Annotated in this window: 1 protein-coding gene; it reads right to left on the reverse strand. The window is 58.1% G+C overall.

Translation table 11 applies throughout. The features are described 5' to 3' along the window. Window positions 1-378: 378 nt before the first annotated feature. Window positions 379-806: SIR2 family NAD-dependent protein deacylase (locus AC1DXX_RS33385; RefSeq protein WP_478138481.1), on the reverse strand; the 428-nt coding region annotated here is incomplete at its 5' end.

The following is an 806-nucleotide window of genomic DNA, read 5'->3' on the forward strand; positions in this document are numbered from 1 at the left end:
GTGCTGGCGTACAACCTCAAGCGGGTGATGCGGATTCTGGGGATGGCGAAGACGATGAAGGCGATGCAGCTGGTGGGGGCGTGAGCCTCTTAAATGCAGCCTTGCCGACATGCGGCGCTCCAGTGCACATCAAACGCAGTCATTCTCGACAGACCGCCTACTGGCTGCCTATTGAGGCCCACCAAGGCATCGACAGCATGAGAGTTCGGCATACTTGCGCGACGAGGGCGTTTCCACACAGCCTCGGCCCGAAGCTGCCGCACGCGCTTGCACAAAGCGGACGTTGCACACGCTAGCAGTCTCCGGCTCGACGAGCCGTAGCCGAACGTCGTTTCGTGGCAAATGCCGCAAAACAGATTGTGTCTTCCGTCAGCCAGTTTAAGAGGCCCATGACGGACCAAGCGCGACTGCAACAAGACTCAATGCTTCGACGGAACCCATGGGTAGCGCAACGTCGTCGCATGTCGGGACGTCAAACTCACGCGGATTGATGCGAATCAGACGGCCAGAGTGCTGTCTGACGACGTTATGGCTGAAGGATCGAACCGATGGGATAGCAGTGCCAGCTCCGATTTCAACAACTACAGGTCTATGCACCGTGCTCAGCCACTTCTTCAATTTCGCGGACTGTTGTTCTGCGCGTTCTTCAAGCCACTCATAGTCGCTGAACATCATGACGTTTGGCCGCGCCAATCTCCCGCAATGAGGGCAGACCGGCAACTCGCCGAGCAGACGACAAGCCTCTTCATCGACCACCGGCTTAAATCCATCCGCGCTCCACACGTGTGACCCGCAAGGCTTGGTGC

Source organism: Variovorax sp. P4_B10 (assembly GCF_056402375.1).